This window comes from Agromyces sp. LHK192 (assembly GCF_004006235.1).
Taxonomy (GTDB): domain Bacteria; phylum Actinomycetota; class Actinomycetes; order Actinomycetales; family Microbacteriaceae; genus Agromyces.
Map to the genome: position 1 here is coordinate 1,104,658 of NZ_CP034753.1, position 14,288 is coordinate 1,118,945.

The 14,288-nt window shown below is 71.3% G+C and carries 11 protein-coding genes; 7 read left to right on the forward strand and 4 right to left on the reverse strand.

Annotated features, from left to right (window positions below):
• Positions 1 to 23: 23 nt before the first annotated feature.
• The 4 genes from ELQ40_RS04935 to ELQ40_RS04950 form a co-directional block, all read right to left on the reverse strand.
• Positions 24 to 2,417, reverse strand: a complete 2,394-nt coding sequence (locus tag ELQ40_RS04935) for a beta-glucosidase (protein WP_127792687.1) — start codon at positions 2,415 to 2,417, stop codon at positions 24 to 26.
• Positions 2,414 to 3,319 (reverse strand): carbohydrate ABC transporter permease, encoded by a 906-nt coding sequence (locus ELQ40_RS04940; RefSeq protein WP_127792688.1) that lies wholly within the window; start codon positions 3,317 to 3,319, stop codon positions 2,414 to 2,416. Before ELQ40_RS04940 ends, ELQ40_RS04935 begins: the two co-directional genes overlap by 4 nt.
• Before the next feature lies 1 nt (position 3,320).
• Positions 3,321 to 4,184 (reverse strand): carbohydrate ABC transporter permease, encoded by an 864-nt coding sequence (locus tag ELQ40_RS04945; RefSeq protein ID WP_240665943.1) that lies wholly within the window; start codon positions 4,182 to 4,184, stop codon positions 3,321 to 3,323.
• Positions 4,185 to 4,341: 157 nt separating this feature from the next.
• The gene (locus ELQ40_RS04950; RefSeq protein ID WP_240665944.1) at positions 4,342 to 5,631 is read right to left on the reverse strand and encodes an ABC transporter substrate-binding protein; all 1,290 of its coding nucleotides are present in this window, start codon (positions 5,629 to 5,631) and stop codon (positions 4,342 to 4,344) included.
• A 121-nt stretch (positions 5,632 to 5,752) separates the two neighbouring features.
• Here ELQ40_RS04950 and ELQ40_RS04955 point away from each other — a divergent pair, with 121 nt between their 5' ends.
• From ELQ40_RS04955 to ELQ40_RS04985, 7 genes are all read left to right on the forward strand, one after another.
• Positions 5,753 to 6,976, forward strand: coding sequence for an ROK family transcriptional regulator (locus ELQ40_RS04955; protein WP_127792691.1), 1,224 nt, complete (start codon positions 5,753 to 5,755; stop codon positions 6,974 to 6,976).
• Positions 6,977 to 7,157: 181 nt separating this feature from the next.
• Positions 7,158 to 8,444 (forward strand): multidrug effflux MFS transporter, encoded by a 1,287-nt coding sequence (locus tag ELQ40_RS04960; RefSeq protein WP_127792692.1) that lies wholly within the window; start codon positions 7,158 to 7,160, stop codon positions 8,442 to 8,444.
• A gap of 124 nt (positions 8,445 to 8,568) precedes the next feature.
• Positions 8,569 to 9,411 (forward strand): phosphatase PAP2 family protein, encoded by an 843-nt coding sequence (locus ELQ40_RS04965; protein ID WP_127792693.1) that lies wholly within the window; start codon positions 8,569 to 8,571, stop codon positions 9,409 to 9,411.
• A gap of 21 nt (positions 9,412 to 9,432) precedes the next feature.
• Positions 9,433 to 10,455 (forward strand): LacI family DNA-binding transcriptional regulator, encoded by a 1,023-nt coding sequence (locus tag ELQ40_RS04970; protein WP_127792694.1) that lies wholly within the window; start codon positions 9,433 to 9,435, stop codon positions 10,453 to 10,455.
• A gap of 387 nt (positions 10,456 to 10,842) precedes the next feature.
• Positions 10,843 to 12,183, forward strand: coding sequence for an ABC transporter substrate-binding protein (locus ELQ40_RS04975; protein ID WP_127792695.1), 1,341 nt, complete (start codon positions 10,843 to 10,845; stop codon positions 12,181 to 12,183).
• 97 nt (positions 12,184 to 12,280) lie between these two features.
• The gene (locus ELQ40_RS04980; RefSeq protein ID WP_127792696.1) at positions 12,281 to 13,237 is read left to right on the forward strand and encodes a carbohydrate ABC transporter permease; all 957 of its coding nucleotides are present in this window, start codon (positions 12,281 to 12,283) and stop codon (positions 13,235 to 13,237) included.
• 35 nt (positions 13,238 to 13,272) lie between these two features.
• Positions 13,273 to 14,178, forward strand: coding sequence for a carbohydrate ABC transporter permease (locus tag ELQ40_RS04985; RefSeq protein WP_205649478.1), 906 nt, complete (start codon positions 13,273 to 13,275; stop codon positions 14,176 to 14,178).
• Positions 14,179 to 14,288 lie beyond the last annotated feature (110 nt).

Here is a 14,288-nt window from a genome sequence, read left to right on the forward strand (position 1 = left end):
GGAGGTCCGGCGCCGGACCACCCTCACGCGCCGGGGAGCGGGCCTCCGATCACGACGGTCGGTCGCAGCGCCCGGTCGGTTCCGAGCGTGCGCACCGGCCCGGTCAGCGAGACCGTGTGCGTCGAGCGGAGGTCGCCGCTCGAGCGCCCAGCGCTGAGCACGATCTCGCCGGGCTCGACGAGGCGTTCGCCGCCGCGTCCGGTGAACGAGGCGAGGTCGGCCGGCACCTCGAACGACACGTCGGATGCCTCGCCGGGCGCGAGGTCGACCCGCGCGAAGCCGATGAGCCGCTGCACGGGCTGCACGACCGATGCCACCGGGTCGTGCAGGTAGAGCTGCACGACGTCGCTGCCCGCGCGCCCGCCGACGTTCTGGACCCGGAGGCGGACGGTGAGGCTGCCGGCCGTCTCGATCTCGCCGGCATCGCCGGAGAGCTCGGTCCAGTCGAACGACGTGTACGACAGGCCGTGCCCGAACGGGTACGTCGCGGTCGGGTCGATGCTGGAGACGCCGTTGGCGTGCGCGAGCTTCGAGCCCAGGTAGGTCGACGGGTGCACGCCCGCGGAGGCCGGCACCGACACGGGCAGCCGGCCCGACGGCTCGACGCGCCCGCTCAAGACTCCCGCGATCGCACGCGTGCCCTCCTCGCCGGCGAAGAACGCCTCGACGATGCCCGCCGCCCGCACGGGTGCGGTGCCGAGCGTGTAGGGGCGGCCCGCGAGTAGCGTCACGATCGTCGGTGTGCCGGTGTCGAGCACGGTCTCGAGCAGCGCGCGCTGCGCGCCCGGGAGCTCGAGGTCCTCGGCGTCGCAGCCCTCGCCGCTCGTGCCGCGCCCGAACAGCCCAGCCCGGTCGCCGAGGGCGAGCACCACGAGGTCGGCGTCGGATGCCGCGGCGGAGGCATCCGCGAACCCGTCGGTCTCGTCGCCGTCGATCGAGGTGCCCTGGGCGACCGTGATCGCCGAGTCCGGGAACTCGGCGCGCAGCGACTCCACGAGGGTCGGCAGCTCGATGCCGTCGCCCCACTCCGGGTGGTGCACGCCGACGTGCGTCGGGAAGGCGTAGCACCCGAGTACGGCGAACCGGTCGTCGGCGGTCGGCCCGATCACCGCGATGCGCGCCGGCGCCGTGCGGTCCTGGCCGTCGACGCCGCGGCCGGTCAGGGGCAGGGTGCCGTCGTTGCGCAGCAGCACGATCGCCCGCTCGGCGACCTCGGCCGCGAGCGCGCGGTTGGCGGGCGGGTCGAGGTCGATCGAACCGCGCGGTGCGCCCGCCCCGAGCGCGGCCAGCGCCGGCGGCGTCGCGTCCCATCCGGCGTCGAGCAGGCCGAGGTCGACCTTCTGCGCGAGCACGCGGCGCAGCGCGCGGTCGATCACCGCCTCGTCGAGCCTGCCGCCGCCGACCGCCTCGACGAGCGGGGCGCCGAACGCGTGCACCGTCGGCAGTTCGACGTCGATGCCGGCTTCGAGCGCGGCCACGGCCGCGTCGCCGAGCGAACCGGCCGTGCCGTGCAGGGTGTGCAGGAACGCCACCGAGAAGTAGTCGGCGACCACGGTGCCCTCGAAGCCCCAGACGCCGCGCAGCAGGTCGGTGAGCAGGGTCGCGTCGGCGGCCGTCGGTACGCCGTCGAGGTCGGTGTAGGCGTTCATGACCGACCGCGGGCGGCCCTCGCGGAGCACGGTCTCGAACGGCGGCAGCAGCACGTCGGCGAGTTCGCGCGGCCCCACCGAGACCGGGGCGAGGTTGCGCCCGGCCCGAGAGGCCGAGTAGCCCACGAAGTGCTTCAGGGTCGCGACGACGCCGGCCGCCTCGAGGCCGCGCACGTACGCGGCGCCGATGGTGCCGACGAGGAACGGATCCTCGCCCATGGTCTCCTCGACGCGCCCCCACCGGGCGTCGCGCACGACGTCGAGCACGGGTGCGAGGCCCTGGTGCACGCCGACCGAGCGCAGGTCGTCGCCGATGCGGCGGCTCATCCGCTCGACGAGCGCGGGATCGAAGGTCGCCGCCCACGACAGCGGAACGGGGTAGGCGGTCGCGCCCCAGGCGGCGAAGCCCGCGAGGCACTCCTCGTGCGCGAGCGCGGGGATGCCGAGCCGCGACTCGGCGACGATGCGCCGCTGCGTCCTGGCGAGCGAGCGGGCGCCGAGCGCCGGGTCGACCGGGGCCGTGCCGAACGGCCGGGTGAGCTGACCCAGCCCCTTCGGCAGCAGGACGTCGAGGTCGACCGGCTCGCTCTGCATCTCGTGCTGGTTCGGCGCCACGTCCTCGCCGTCGGCCGAGGCGCCCACCCATACGCCGTAGAGCTGGGCGATCTTCTCCTCGAGCGTGAGCTCGGCCAGCAACGCCTCGACGCGCTCGGCGACCGGGCGGGTGGCGTCCCGCCACGGGGCATCCGTGATCGTCACGTCGCTCATCCCTTCACCGCACCCTGCAGTCCGCCGACGATGCGCTTCTCGGCGGCGAGGAAGAACACGAGGGCCGGGATCATCGCGAGCGACGTGTACGCGAGCACCGCACCCGTGTTCTGCGAGTACTGGGTCGAGAACTGCGTGACGCCGAGCGGCAGCGGCCAGAAGTCCTGCGGCAGCGTGCCGGTCGAGATGACGAGCAGCGGCAGCAGGTAGCCGTTCCAGCTGCCGACGAACGCGAGCACGCCGACCGTGACGAGCCCCGGCATCGACAGCGGCAGCAGGATGCGCCAGAAGAACCCGATGCGAGTCGTGCCGTCGATCGCCGCGGCCTCCTCGAGTTCGTCGGGGATCGCCCGCAGGAACGGCACCAGGATGATGATCGTCGTCGGCAGCGCGAACGCGATCGACGGGATGATGACGCCGAGATACGTGCCGTGCAGGCCGAGGGTCCGCAGCAGCAGCGTGAGCGGGAGCGCCGCGACCGTCAGCGGGAACATGAGCCCCGCCGTGAACATCGTGTAGAGGCCCTGCCGGCCACGGAACTCGTACCTGGCGATGACGAACGCGGCCATGATGCCGAGCACGACCACGCCCGCGGTCGTGGCGAACGCGAGGATCATGCTCGCGAGCACGTTGCCCCAGAACCGGGTCGAGCCGAGCACGGTCGCGTAGTTCTCGAACACCCACGGGTTCGGCATCCCAGCGGGGTTCGCGTTCAGGTCGCCCGTGGTGCGGAACCCGCCGATGATGACGTACAGCACGGGGCCGATGGCGAGCGCGGCGACCACGAGCGCGATCAGGTACACGAACGGCTGGCCCCAGTCGAAGCGGCGCCCCGCGGCGGCGCCCCGAGGCGGCCGATCGCGGCCGGTGACGACGGCGGAGGTTGCGGAGGTGGCGGTCATGTCAGCGCACTCCAGAGGTGACTGCGCCGGCGAGGTCGCGGCGGAGGGCGAAGCGCTGGTACACGAGCGCGACGACGAGCGAGATGAGGAAGAGGATGACGGCGATCGCGCTGCCGTAGCCGGGCTGCCCGGCGAACTGGCCCTGCTGCACCATGTACGTCGCCATCGTCTCGGTCGACATCTGGCGCACGGTCGGCGCGACCGTGACCCACACCATGTCGAACAGCTGGAGGGCGCCGATCATCGACAGGAACGCCCAGATGCGGATGGTCGGGCCGAGCAGCGGGATCGTGATGTGTCGCTGGATCTGCCACCAGCTCGCACCGTCGATGGATGCCGCCTCGCCGAGCTCCTCGGGCACGCCCTGGAGGCCGGCGAGCATGAGGATGATCGCGAAGCCCGTGTACTTCCACGTGAGGATGCCGAACAGCGTCCACAGGGCGATGTCCGGGTCGGCGAGCCAGTTCTGCTGCAGCGCGCCGAGGCCCACGGCCTCGAGGAGAGCGTTGACCCCGCCGTTCGGCTGGAGCAGCAGCTTCCAGGCGAGGCCCGCGATGACCTCGGCGAGGACGTACGGCACGAAGATCAGGAGGCGGAGGGCGCTGCGGCCGCGCATGCGGCGATTGAGGAGCAGCGCGATGCCGATCGCGAGCGGACCCTGGATGAGCAGCGACAGCGCGAGGATCGTGAAGTTGTTGCCGATCGCCCGGAGGAACTCGGGCGTCGTGAGCGCCCGCACGTAGTTGTCGAAGCCGACGAATCGCTCGGGGTCGGCGAGGTTCTCCCACTTGAACGCCGCGGGAAGGTTGTAGAAGGAGTACACCGCCGCGAGCACGACGGGCAGGATCACGAAGCCGACGAACACGACGAGGGCGGGGCCCGCGAACAGGGCGATCTCGACGCGCGTGCGCGCGGCGCCACGACGGCGGGGCCGGCGCTCGCCGCGTCCGGCGGCGGATTCGGGGAGGGGGCCGGGCCCGCGGCGATCGCGGGCCCGGCCGAGTCGAGCAGGGCGGCCATGGTCAGAGGGTGTCCGCCGCGGCCTGCATCTTGGTGACGATGTCCTCCGGGGTGCCGGTGCCGGCGAAGAGGTTCACGATGCCCTCGTTCATCGCGTTGCCCACGGTGGTGCCGAACGCCGTGTCGAGCCAGAGCTGCACGAACGACGCGTTCTGCAGGCCTTCCGCGACGAGCTTCAGGTTCGGGTCCTCGAGCGACTCCATCGCGGCAGGCACCGTCGGGATGCCCGAGCCGGACGCGGCGAACTTCTTCTGGACCTCTTCGCTCATGATGTACTCGAGCAGCTCGGCGCACTCCGGCGGGGCCTCCGCGGAGCAGCCGAATCCGTCGCCGCCGCCGAGGGCTGCGGTCGGGTCGCCGTCGGCGCCGTCGATGCCGGGGACGGGGAACCAGCGGAGGAACTCGGGGACCTCCTCGTCCGGCGTGAGCCCGCCGATGACGCCCGCGTTCCAGTGCCCCATGAGCTCCATGGCCGCCTGGCCGTTGGCGACGAGGCCGGCCGAGCTGCCCGCGCCCTGCTGGGCCGCGGTGCCGAGGAAGCCCTCCTGGAACGGCTCGGTAGCGATGAAGGCCTCGAGCTGCTCGCCGGCCTCGACCCAGCAGTCGTCGCTGAAGTCGTACTCGAGCTCGGCGGCCTGCAGCGTCTCGGGCGAGCACGACTTGAGCGCGAACTGGTACCACCAGTGCGCGGCCGGCCACTTGTCGCCCGCGCCGACTGCGATGGGCGCTGCGCCGGCGCCCTTGAGCGCCGTGACGGCGTCGTTCAGCTCGTCGAGCGTGGCGGGCGGCTCGCTGATGCCGGCCTGCTCGAACAGGTCGGCGTTGTACCAGAAGCCCTCGATGCCGAACGTGAAGGGGATGCCGTACGTCTTGCCGTCGACCTGCCACGGGGTCGCCGTCGCGCCGACGCTCGAGATGGTGTCGGCGAGCGAGTCGTCGAGTTCCATGAGGTAGCCGTTGGCGACCTGGTCGCGCAGTTCGCCGCCCGGCCACACCTGGAACAGGTCGGGGGCGTCGCCCGAGGCGAGCGCGTTCGGGATGAGGGTGCGCTGCAGTTCCTCGTTCTGGTAGCCGGTCTGCTCGACCTTGACGCCGGGGTGGGCCTCCTCGAACTCGGCGGCGACCTCTTCCCACACGGCGGGCATCGGACCCGAGGTGGCGTTGTGCCACCAGGTGATCGTCACGTCGCCGTCGCCGCCGCCGTCACCCGAGGGGCTGCATCCGGCGAGGGCGGCCGCCACGAGGGCGGTGCCGGCCCCCAGGGCGACGAGCGTGGTGCTGCGTCTGTTCATCATCGAACCTCTCGAAAATTTCGACGCCAACGTCGAAAGTGATCTGGACGCCTCGAATATACGTGGCGCCGGATTTGGCGTCAAGCGCAACATATTCGCACCTTCGCCCTAGAGTGGAGCCATGACCGACCGCGCCGGAACGTTCGACGGCGTGCACCGCCGAAACCTTTCGAAGATCCTCGGCCTGGTGCACCTCGACGGGCCGCTCTCGCGAGCCCGTCTGACCGCCGCGACCGGGCTCAACCGGTCGACCGTCGCCTCGCTCGCCGCCGAGCTCGTCGACCTCGGACTCGTCGAGGAGCGTGCGCCCGACCCCACCAACCGCGTCGGTCGGCCGTCGCCGGTCGTCGCCCCGCACTCGGGCGTGGTCGCCATCGCCGTAAACCCCGAGGTCGACGCGGTCACCATCGCCGCGGTCGCGCTCGACGGCACGATTCCCGCGCGCGAGCGCGTCGAGATGGACGACCTCGTCACGCCCGAGCAGGCCGCGCGCCTGACCGCCGAGGCCGTCGCGCGATGGCGTGCACCGGGTGGGCTGCTCGCGGACGCCCGACCGATCGCCGTCGGCCTCGCGGTGCCGGGTCTCGTGCGCGCCTCCGACGGCCTCGTGCGGTTCGCCCCGCACCTCGACTGGCGGGACGCCCCGATCCGCGCGCTCGTGGAGGACGCGACCGGCCTGCCCGCGGCCGTCGGCAACGATGCGAGCCTCGGCGCGATGGCCGAGCACCTCTTCGGCGCCGGCCGCGGCGTCGACGACCTCGTCTACCTCAACGGCGGCGCCAGCGGCATCGGCGGGGGAGTGATCGTCGGGGGTGCGCTCATCGGCGGGGCCGGCGGCTACGCGGGCGAGTTCGGCCAGAACCGTCCCGGCATCGACGCGCCGGGCGACCGCCTGGTGCCTGGCGGCGTGCTCGAGGACGAGGTGAGCCGCGCCCGACTGCTCGAGGTGGTCGGCCTCCGGCACGCCGACGAGCCCGCGCTCGCCGCGGCGATCGAGGCGGCGACCGCGGGCGCCGAGGCATCCGATGCCCCGGAATCGGACGCCTCCGCACCCGTCGCCGACGAGATCGCGCGGCAGCGCCGGATCCTCGGCACGGCCCTCGCCAACGCGGTGAACGTGCTGAACCCGTCGGTCGTGATCCTGGGCGGGTTCCTCGCCACGCTCGCGGCGCAGGATCCGGCCGCCCTGCGCGACGCGGTGGTCGCCCAGGCGATGCCCGCGGCGGTCGAGGACGTCGACCTGCGGGTGGCGGCGCTCGGCGAGGATCGCCTGCTGATCGGCGCCGCCGAGGCCGCGTTCGCGGCCCTGCTCGCCGACCCGATGGGCGTCGAGGGCGCGGCCTGACCGACTCGGCGGGTTGCGGCGACCCCGGGGTCGCGCGCTAGACTGACACGCAGTCGAATCGATTCGAGCCCGCTCCATCGGCTCATCGAACCCGGCGGTGTCCCCGCGACACCGCCGTTCCCATCGGTGCCGACCGTCGCGCGCCGCGTCCGTCGTTCCGCCCGCGCGCCAGTAGGAATCCATGTCTGCAACGAGCTCCATCCCCATCATCCGCCCCGACGACACCCGGTCGACCCCGGTCGTCCACGCGCACCCCGGCGACGCGCTGTCGCGCCGCCAGCGCCTCGTTTACGTGCTCGTGCTCGGTGCCCTCACCGCGCTCGGACCGTTCACGGTCGACCTCTACCTGCCCGCCTTCCCGGTGCTCCAGGACGAACTCGGCGTCTCGGCGACGGCCGTCCAGCTCACCCTCACCGGCACCATGCTGGGCTTCGGGTTCGGCCAGCTCATCGTCGGACCGTGGAGCGACAAGGTCGGTCGCCGCCTGCCCCTGATCCTCTCGACGATCCTGCACATCGCGGCATCCGTCGGTGCGGCGCTCGCGCCCGACATCACGTGGCTCTTCGTGTTCCGACTGCTCCAGGGCTTCGGCGCCGCGGCCGGCGGCGTCGTCGCGATGGCGATGGTGCGCGACCTCTTCGGCGGCAAGCCCCTCGTGCGGATGCTCTCGCGGCTCGCGCTCGTCAACGGCCTCGCCCCCGTGCTCGCACCGGTCATCGGCTCGCAGCTGCTCGCCGTCATGGACTGGCGCGGCGTGTTCTGGGTGCTCGGCGCGTACGGCGCGGTGGTCGTGGTGGCGGTCGCGCTGTTCATCGTCGAGACGCTGCCCGAGACGCGACGCCACGTGGCCGGCCACTCGACGATGCGGGCGCGCTACGGGGCGCTCTTCCGCGACCGCGTGTACCTCGGTGCGGCGATCGTCGGCGGCATGACCTTCACGGGGCTCTTCGCCTACCTGTCGACGTCGTCGTTCCTCTTCCAGGAGGTCTACGCGTTCAGCGCGCAGGAGTACGGCCTGCTCTTCGCCGTGAACTCGATCGGCGTGATCATCGGCGTGCAGACCAGCTCCCGGCTCATGCGCGGGCCCGTGCCGCCGCAGTGGATCCTCGCGGCGACCACGATCGTGCACGTGGTCATGGCCCTCGCCATCATCGGGCTCGACCTCTCGGGCGCGGGATTCTGGGGCACCGCGATCCCGCTGTGGTTCTTCATCCTCGCGTGCGGCTTCTCGTTCCCGGCCGTGCAGGTGCTCGCCCTCGCGAACCACGGCGCCGAGGCCGGCACCGCGGCGTCGCTGCTCGGCGCCATGAACTTCGGCCTCGCGGGCGTCATCTCGCCGCTCATCGGCCTGCTCGGCGTGGGCAGCGCCGTGCCGATGGCCTTCGTCATGGTGCTCGCGGCATCCGTCGCGATCATCGCGCTGTGGGCGCTCATCCGACCGAAGACGGTGCCGCCGCTCGCGGACTGAGCGCGCCGCGGGCGCCGCGCCGCGCGCCGCGCCGAGTGGCTCCGTCGTCGCCGAGCGCATCCGTCCGAACGGAAACGCTGGACGGGTTCGGAGACGTTCGACGAGCCGCCGGTACGGTTGGGCGATGGGAAGCGACGAGCGCGACGCAGCGGATGCCTCGGACGGGGTGCCCGCCGCGAGCCCCGATGCCCCGCCGACGGATGCCCCGGGCCCCGGGCCGGCGCTCGAACCGCGCCTCGAACGCCGCGCGCACGCGTTCAGCCGGCGGGTGCCGCTCGTCGCGGGTCTCGTCGCCGTCGGGCTTGCGGCGCTGCTGGGGCTGGTGGTCACGATCCGCAACGGCATCCTCGTCGACCTCGACGAGGAGTGGGCGGAGGAGATCCTCACGATCCACGGCCCGTTCGGCGACTTCCTGGCCCTCACCATGAACTGGCTGGGCGGCGGCGTGGTGGGCGTCTTCATCATCCCGGTGCTCGTCGCCGTGCTGCTGCTGGTGAGCCGCCGGCCGTGGGGTGCGCTCTACTTCATCGTCGCCTCGGCCGCGAGCGCGCTCGTCGTGCAGCTGCTCAAGGAGCTGTTCGGGCGCGCTCGGCCCGAGGACATGATGGTCACCAGCGACTACGGGTCCTTCCCGTCGGGCCACGTCGCGAACGCGGCTACCATCGCCGTCGCCCTCGGCGTGATCGTGCCGCGAGTCGCCGTGTGGATCGCGGGTGCGTGCTACACCGTGCTCATGGCGATCAGCCGCACCTACCTCGGGGCGCACTGGATCACGGACACGATCGGCGGCGCGCTCGTCGGGGCGGGGGTCGCCCTGGTGGTGTGGACCGTGCTCGCGAAGCCGCTCGAGCGCGAGCGGCTCGCGTGGGGCGAACGGCGAGCGGATGCCGCCAGGGCGCGAGCCGAGGCGCACGTCACGCCGCCCGCGAAGCCGAGGGGTGGCGGCGACGGCTCTACAACGTTGTAGAGTGTCCCGCGAGGGAGGACCATGGCTGCGACGCTGCACGATGTCGCACGGCTTGCGGGGGTCTCGATCAAGACCGTCTCGAACGTCATCAACGACTACCCGCACGTGCGACCCGCCACGCGAGAACGCGTCGAGGAGGCGATCGCCCAGACCGGCTATCGACCGAACCGGGCGGCGCGCCTGCTGCGCTCCGGCAGATCCGGGCTGATCAGCCTGATCATGCCCGACCTGCGCAACGTGTACTTCGCCGAGCTCGCGAACGACGTCATGACGGCCGCGGCCACGCACGGCCTGTCGGTGCTCATCGAGCAGATCCGCGGCGAGGAGGGGCCCGAGGCCGAACTCGAGGTCGTCGACGCGGCGATGCGCCGCGGGGTCGACGGCGTGCTCTACAGCGTGCTGGCCATGCGCGACGAAGACGTCGCCGAGCTCCGCAAGGCGCCCGTGCCGATGGTGCTGCTCGGCGAGCGCATCTTCGGCGGACCCACCGACCACGTGACGATGCAGAACGTCGAGGCCGCCCGCGCGGCGACCGAGCACCTGATCTCCCGCGGCGCGACGCGGATCGCCGCGCTCGGCGCGCACACCGGCGAGGTCGTCGGCTCGGCGGGCCTCCGCCTGCGCGGCTATCGCGAGGCGCTCGAGGCGGCGGGCATCCCGTACGACGAGCGTCTCGTGCCGCCCGGCGGCACGTGGTTCCGCTCCGACGGCGCGCGGCTCATGCAGGAGCTGATCGACGACGGAGTGGAGTTCGACGCCGTGTTCGGGTTCAACGACGCCGTCGCGTTCGGCGCGATGCGCGTGCTGCAGGAGTCGGGACGGCGGGTCCCCGAGGACGTGCTCGTCATGGGCTTCGACGACCTCGACGAGACCAGGTACACCAAGCCCGCGTTGTCGACCATCGACCCGGGTCGCCAACGCATCGCCGAGACCGCGGTGGACTTCCTCGTCGAGCGCATCAACGCCGGTGACGACGGGCCGGTCGCCCGCGAGGTCGAGGTGCCGTTCCGGGTCGTCGAGCGGGAGTCGACCGCGCGGCGCTGACGGGCCTGCGCGGCGCTGACGGGTCTGCGCGGCACTGACGCGCGCTTGCCCCGTGCCGGCCGCGCCCCCGAGGCATCCGGTCGGCGCATCTCCGGTGGATCGCCCGGCGCGTCGGCGTGTCGCCGGCAATGTTCCGGCGAGTCGTCGCGCCGTTCCGGAGTTGCGCCGTGCCGTCGCGCCGGACGGCCACCCCTCACCACGCCGGACGCGCGGAGCGCTGCACTTGACAGCGTCCGGAGTTGCCGTCAATATGACTCCTACAACGTTTACCTACAACGTTGTAAAAGCGCTCGATCTCGACGACGAGGACCTCCCGTCGACGACGGTCGAGGGCCTCCGCACAGCAGACAACGGTGTCGTACACCGCGAGAGAAAGAGCACCTGAGCATGAAGAGCAAGCTCCTGGCGATCGCCGGGGTGGCCGCCGTCTCGGCCGCCGCCCTGACCGGTTGCGCCCCCGGCGACGGCGGTGACTCGGCGAAGAGCGAGTGCACCAACACGATCGTGAACCCCGACGCGACCCAGGTCAGCGTCTGGGCCTGGTACCCCGCCTTCGAGGGCGTGGTCGACCTGTTCAACGAGACCCACGACGACGTCCAGGTCTGCTGGACCAACGCCGGTCAGGGCAACGACGAGTACACGAAGTTCTCCACCGCGATCGAGGCCGGCTCGGGTGCGCCCGACGTCATCATGCTCGAGTCCGAGGTGCTCTCGAGCTTCTCGATCCGCGACGCGCTCGTCGACCTGAGCGAGTACGGCGCCGCCGACGTCGAGGGTGACTACACCGCGGGCGCGTGGAAGGACGTCTCCTCGGGCGACGCGGTCTACGGCATCCCGGTCGACGGCGGCCCCATGGGCATGCTGTACCGCAAGGACATCCTCGACCAGTACGGCATCGCGGCGCCCACCACGTGGGACGAGTTCGCGGCCGCCGCGCAGGCGCTGAAGGATGCCGGTGCGCCCGGCGTGCTCGCCGACTTCCCGACGAACGGCCGCGCGTACAACCAGGCCCTCTTCGCGCAGGCCGGCTCGACGCCGTGGACCTACGACAGCGCGAACCCGACCGAGATCGGCATCGAGGTCAACGACCAGGGCTCGAAGGACGTGCTCGCGTACTGGGACGACCTGGTGCAGAACGGCCTCGTCGCGACCGACGACGCGTTCACGGCCGACTACAACACGAAGCTCGTCGACGGCTCCTACGCGATCTACGTCGCAGCCGCCTGGGGCCCCGGCTACCTCGCCGGCCTCAGCGACGCCGACGCCGACGCGCAGTGGGTGGCCGCGCCCGTCCCGCAATGGGACCCGGCGAACCCCGTCCAGATCAACTGGGGCGGCTCGACCTTCGCGGTGACCAGCCAGGCGAAGGACAAGGAGGCGGCCGCGGTCGTCGCCAAGGAGATCTTCGGCACCGAGGAGGCGTGGAAGATCGGCATCGAGGAGGCCGCGCTGTTCCCGCTGTGGAAGCCGATCCTCGAGTCCGACTACTTCCGCGACCTCGAGTACCCGTTCTTCGGCGGCCAGCAGATCAACAAGGACGTGTTCCTCGAGGCCGCGGCCGGCTACGAGGGCTTCACGTTCAGCCCCTTCCAGAACTACGCGTACGACCAGCTCACCGAGCAGCTGTTCGCGATGGTGCAGGGCGAGAAGAGCTCCGACCAGGCGCTCGACGACCTGCAGGCGTCGCTCGAGAAGTACGCCGGCGAGCAGGGCTTCACCCTGCAGTAGGAGCAGGCGAGCGGATGCCTCGTGGCCGTGCCCGAGGCATCCGCACCGCTCCTGCGCATCCCATCGATCGACGACTGCCTCGACGAGGAGAGCGAGCATGACCATCCAGACCACCGCCGCGCCGCCGCCTACGGCGACGCGCAGCGGGCGCGACGCCCGCAAGCCTCGCGGGTCGAGGCTCGAACGCCGACGGCAGCGCTGGGGCTGGCTGTTCGTGAGCCCGTTCCTCGTCGTCTTCGCGGCGTTCCTCGTCTTCCCGTTGTTCTACGCGTTCGGGATGAGCCTGTTCACCTCGACGCTCGCGACGGGCACGAAGTTCACGGGCATCGACAACTACCTCAAGGCGTTCACCGACCCGTTGTTCCTCGAGGGCCTGCTGCGGGTCGGCGCGTACGCGCTCGTGATGATCCCGGCCCAGTTGCTGGTCGCCCTCGTCGCCGCCCTCGTGCTCGACAGCCTGACGACCTGGGTCTCGAAGCTCTCGCGGCTGCTGATCTTCGCGCCGTACGCGATCCCGGTCGTCATCGGGGCGCTCATGTGGAGCTTCCTCTACAGCCCGCGCTTCGGGCCGGCGACCACCCTGTTCGACCTCGTCGGCCTCGACGCACCGAGCTTCCTGGCCCCCGACACGATCTTCGGCAGCCTCGTCAACATCGTGACCTGGCAGTGGTCGGGCTACTACATGGTCGTGATCTACGCAGCGCTCCGGTCGATCGACCCGTCGATCTACGAGGCCGCCCGCATCGACGGCGCGAACGGGTTCCAGACCGCCACCCGCATCAAGGTGCCGATGATCTCGTCGTCGATGGTCATGGTGATCACCTTCGCGCTCATCGGCACGCTCCAGTTCTTCACCGAACCCGTGGTGCTGCGCAACATCGCGCAGGGCGCGATCGACGCGGCGTACACGCCGAACATGTACGCGTACTCGCTCGCCTTCAGCTACAGCCAGTTCAACTACGCGTCGACGATCGCGTTCGCGCTCGGCATCCTCGTGTTCGCCGGCTCGTACCTGTTCCTCTTCCTCACGCGCAAGCAGAGCGGACTGAAGTGATGACCCTCCACGCCAGCACCACCGGCCCCGAGCCGATGACGACGGTCACCGGCATGCCGAGTCGCACCCCGCGCGGACCCCGTGGACGCTCCGGCCGCGAGGGCGGCCGCCGCATCGGGTCGCACGTCTTCCTGATCATCCTCGCGATCTACTTCGTCATCCCGATCTGGTGGCTCTTCGTCGCCGCGACGAAGAACACCTCGGGGCTCTTCTCGAGCCCGGCGTTCTGGTTCGACGACCACTTCGCGCTGTTCGAGAACATCGCGGGCCTGTTCAGCCAGCAGAACGGAATCTACTGGACCTGGCTCGGCAACTCGTTCCTGTACGCCTTCGCGGGCGGCATCGGTGCCACGATCCTGTCGATCCTCGCCGGCTACGGCTTCGCGAAGTACCGCTTCCGCGGCCGCGGCGCGGTGTTCGGCATCATCCTCGGCTCGATCATGGTGCCGCTGACCGCGCTCGTCATCCCGACGTTCATGCTGCTGAGCCAGTACGGCCTGATCAACACCCCGTGGGCGGTGATCCTGCCGAGCCTGCTGAGCCCGTTCGGCGTGTACCTGATGCGCGTCTACACGCAGGACGCGGTGCCCGACGAGATGCTCGAGGCGGCGCGCATCGACGGCGCTGGGGAGATCCGCACGTTCTTCCAGGTTGCGCTTCCGCTGCTGCGGCCCGCGATCGTCACGGTGCTGCTGCTCTCGGTCGTCGGCACGTGGAACAACTTCTTCCTGCCGCTCGCCGTGCTCACCGACCCGAACCTGCTGCCCGTGACCGTCGGCCTCAACCGGTGGACGGCGCTGTCGAACGCCGGCGCCGGCGGCGAGCAGGTGTGGAACCTGATCACCACGGGTGCCTTCATCTCGGTGCTGCCGCTGATCCTCTCCTTCCTCTTCCTCCAGCGCTACTGGCAGGGCGGTCTCACGATCGGCTCGATCAAGTAGCGCAGAGTCCGCAACGTGCCGGCCGCGCGCTCGGCCCGGCATCCGACCACCCGACCCATCCGTTCCCACGACTTCGTTCCATCGGTCCGCGCCGCGGACCCCACTTCGAA